The organism is uncultured Rhodococcus sp. (assembly GCF_963525155.1).
Classification (GTDB): Bacteria; Actinomycetota; Actinomycetes; order Mycobacteriales; family Mycobacteriaceae; genus Rhodococcus_F; species Rhodococcus_F qingshengii.
Map to the genome: position 1 here is coordinate 1 of NZ_CAURKP010000295.1, position 4426 is coordinate 4426.

Sequence of the window (4426 nt, forward strand, 5' to 3'; positions counted from 1 at the left end):
CTGCCGGTCAGATATCGGAGGACCCCGTAGCCGATGCCACGACCGGGCACGGCGAGCAGTTGTTCCTTGACCGACTTCACGGCCCGACCCGCCGCGACGCCGCCGCGCATGGCGTCGTCGATGTCGAGCGCACCGAGTTCGAGGCGCACGGGATAGACGCTGGTGAACCAACCGACGGTACGCGAGAGGTCAGCACCGGGTGCAGTCTGCTCTTCTCGCCCGTGACCTTCCATCTGGATGAGCGTCGATGTGGTGTGCACGCCTCGTTCGCGACGCCACCGAGTGACTGCAAGCGCCAGAGCTGTCAGCAAACCGTCGTTCACGCCGCCACGGAACGCGGCCGGAAGCTCGGTCAGCAGTGCTTGAGTCGTCGACGCGTCGACGCGCACCTCGATGTCGCGGACAGTTGCGACCAGATCGAGCGAGGGGTCGAAGCGCGCCGATCCCAGATCCGGGTCCTCGCCGTCGACGATTGCCCGCCACGCCGGCAGTTCTGCCGTCGCCCCAACTGCACTGTCCTGCAGCGCATGTGCCCAGCGACGCATCGACGTGCCGACAGGTGCCAGCTGCGCCGGCGCACCATTGGAGATCTGTGCCCACGCGGTCATGAAGTCCGGCACCAGGATTCGCCACGACACTCCGTCGACGACCAGATGGTGCATCACGACGAGCAGTCGCCCGGTCGCCTTTTCCGCGTCACCCACCGGCGCGAGCCATACGCACGCGAACATCACACCGCCGCGCGGATCAAGTTCTCGTCGAGCCAGTTCCACTTGGGATCGTGCCAATTCGGTCAAGCTTTCCGCGCTGTCGACGGCAGCGGGATCGAAGTCGACCTTCCGCACACGTGCGGCCACGTCCACGCTTCCGGGCTCGGCCACGTGCAAAGTTTTGCTGTGCAAGGTCGACCGAAGCATGTCGTGGTGATCGACGACGGCGGCCACCGTGGCGACGATCCCCGCCTGATCGACGCCGACTGGCAGATCCAGTGCGATCGACTGTGAGTAGCGATCGAAGTGATCGGTGCTGCCGAGCACCATGCGCATCACCGGCGTCAGCGGCAACTCTCCGACACCGTTGCCCGGCAGTTCGGCAAGTACCATCTGCGCCGGCGCGTCAGATCGCGAAACGACCTGTGCCAGCGCGGCAACAGTCTTCTGTTCGAAGACGTCTCGTGGGGTCATCACGAGACCACGAGCCTTCGCTCGGGAGACCAGTTGGATGGATGCGATGCTGTCGCCGCCGAGCCCGAAGAACGAATCGTCGACGCTCACCGCCTCGACACCGAGCAGGTCTGCGAACAGCGAAGCGAGGATCTCTTCCGTCTCGGACGCGGGTGCTCGATAGCGCACCTTCGACGCGGAGAACGTCGGAGCGGGAAGAGCCTTGCGGTCAAGCTTTCCGTTCACGGTCACCGGTAGAGCGTCCAGCACGACATACGCGTCGGGCACCATCGGTCGTGGCAGCGCGGACTCCAGATAGCGCCTTACGGACTCGGTATCGATCACGCGCCCAGCTTGCGGCACCAGGTATGCCGCCAGCCGCTTGCCCAGTGCAGTCTCGACGACAAGCACCACGGATTGCGCGATCTCGTCGCATTGTGTTGCCACCGCCTCGATTTCACCGAGTTCGATGCGTTGACCTCGGATCTTGACCTGACTGTCGATCCGTCCGCGGTACTCGATGGTGAGATCGGCCGTCCAGGCAGCGATGTCACCGGTCCGGTACATGCGCTGTCCAGGATCACCGTGGGGATCGGCGATGAATCGTGTTGCGGTGAGAATGTGTTGGTTGTGGTAACCGCGAGCCAAAGCGGGCCCCGCCACGTACAGTTCACCAGGCGTACCGATCGGCACCGGTCGCAGTCGAGTGTCCAGGATCAGGGTCCGGAATCCGCGCACAGGTTTACCGACCGTGACAGGTTGTCCCGCTTCGAGGTCTGCAACTGTGGAGATGTCGGTCGCCTCGGTCGGTCCGTAGCCGTTGAGCATCGTTCGCCCTGGCTGCCACCGATCGACCAGTTCAGCGGATACCGCTTCACCGCCCACACCGAGAACGCGAAGATGTTCGTGGACGTGGGGGGCGATCGTGCTCAGAACGGCCGGGGTGATCAGAGCGTGGGTGACCCGTTGCGAGTCCAACAACTCGGCCAAGTCGTCACCACCGATCGTGGTCACCGGAACGATCACCAATGTTGCTGCAGCAGAGAGCGCGGAGATCATTTCGCCGACAGCCATGTCGAAGCTGGGTGACGCGGTGTGCAGGAACCGGGCGTCGGACGTGATCTGGTAGTGCTCACGCCGTTCGGCCGCCAAGTTGGCGAGACCGGAATGAGTGACAACCACGCCCTTGGGCTTGCCCGTCGAACCTGACGTGTAGATCATGTACGCCGGATTGTCGATCCGCACCGGCGGCCAGCTCGCGCTCACCGGGGCTGCCGCCAGTTCTTCGGCGATGTCCTCGAGAACCAACCATTCAACGTCGTCGGGCAGGAACTGACGCTGCTCGGCGATCGTCACACCCAACCTCGCTCGAGAATCTTCGAGAATGTGGTCGATGCGATCGGCCGGATAACTCGGGTCGACCGGCAGATATGCGGCACCCGTCTTGGCAACCGCCCAGACTGCGAGGACGGAATCGAGCGATCGTGGAAGAGCCAGCGCAACAAATGTTTCCGGTGTGATGTCGCGTCGCAGCAGGACGTGAGCGAGGCGGGTCGAGAGTTCGTCGGCCTCGGTATAGGTGACGGCGCGGCCATTCCACAGGAAGGCGATCCCTGTTGGATTCGACGAGACCGCAGCAAAAATCAGCTCGGACAGAGTCGCGGGATGCGCCGCCGTAAGTCCTCGCACCGGCACCAGTAGGTTCTGCTCGTCCCGATTCAGGACATCGATATCCCCGATTACTCTCGCGGGATCCCGCGTCAGCTGCTCGAGCATCATGACGAATCGGTCGGCGAACGACGCAGCCGTGGAACGGTCGAACAAATCCGTCGCGTAGGTCAGCGAGCCACTCACCGCTACCGACTCGGTGTCTGCGCCGCTGGTAGATTCCGTGGTCTCGAACAACGTCAAGGCAAGATCGAATTGAGCTGGAGTGACGTCGAATTCGACGGCGGACACCCGCAGATCAGGAAGCTCGAACGTGGCGTCTTCGATATATTCGTAGGCAAACGTGACTTGGAACAGCGGTGTGTGAGCCTGTGAGCGAACAGGTTGCAGAGCGTCCACCAGTCTCTCGAAAGGCACATCGACGTTGCCGAACGCACTCAGATCTCGGTCACGCACCTGGTCGACCAACTGCGCGAACGTCAGTGCGGGGTCGGCATCCGTTCGCAGGACGACCGTGCCGACGAACATTCCGATGAGATCCTCGAGAGCCGCTTCGCCTCGTCCGGACACGGGCGTGCCGACGATGATGTCGGTGCTCGCCGACACTCTCGCCAACAGTGCCGCATACGCAGCGTGAATCACCATGAACACACTTGCGTTGTGGTGATCGGCGACCTCACGAACGCGATCCATGATCTCGGACGCGATGTCGAAGCGAACCATCGCACCGTTCTGGGTGGCCACCGCCGGTCGCGGTCGATCGGCCGGAAGCTCGAGCAGTTCCGGAATCCCGTTCAATGTTGATTTCCAGTAATCGATCTGAGTCGATGCGATGCTCTTCGGGTCAGCCTCGTCACCGAGGAGCACCCGCTGCCACAGCGCAAAGTCGGCATACTGGATCTCCAGCGGCGCCCAGAAGGGGGCCTGGCCGGTCAACCGTGCCGCGTAGGCGATCATGACGTCGCGAGCCAACGGCGTCATGGACACGCCGTCCGCACTGATGTGATGCACCGACATCACCAGTACATGCTCGAATTCCTCGACGCGGTACAACTTCACGCGAATCGGCACGGAAGCAGTGACGTCGAAACCTTCGGACATGACCTCGAGTATGCGAGTGTCGAGGTCACCGCGGTCGACGTCGATCGGGCTCAGATCGAACTCGACGTCCTCGGGTGTCAGGATCACCTGGACGGGGCCGTCACCGTTGTCGGGGAACACTGTTCGCAGCGACTCATGACGCGTCAGAACATCACCGAAGGCACCGCGAAGCGCCGTAACGTCGACGATGCCGGAGAGTCGGATGGCCAACGGGATGTTGTAGGCCGCAGATGCGACGTCGTACTGATTGAGGAACCACATCCGATTCTGTGCAAGTGAAAGCGGGATCTGCTCCGGACGAGTCTGCACCTCGAGGGCAGGCCTGTCGGCACGCTCTGCATTGTCCAGTGCAACAGCAAGTTCCGCCACAGAGGGGTGATCGAACAACGTCCGAAGCGGCAACGCGGTACCAGCGTGTTGGTTGATGCGGCTGACGAGCCTGGTCGCATTGAGCGAATTACCACCCAACTCGAAGAAATCATCATCCACACCAA

General features: G+C 62.5%; 1 protein-coding gene. It reads right to left on the bottom strand.

What is annotated here, in order from left to right; genetic code table 11:
* Window positions 1-4426 (bottom strand): amino acid adenylation domain-containing protein (locus RWT78_RS28380; RefSeq protein WP_314682641.1); only part of this gene is annotated, 4426 nt, incomplete at both ends.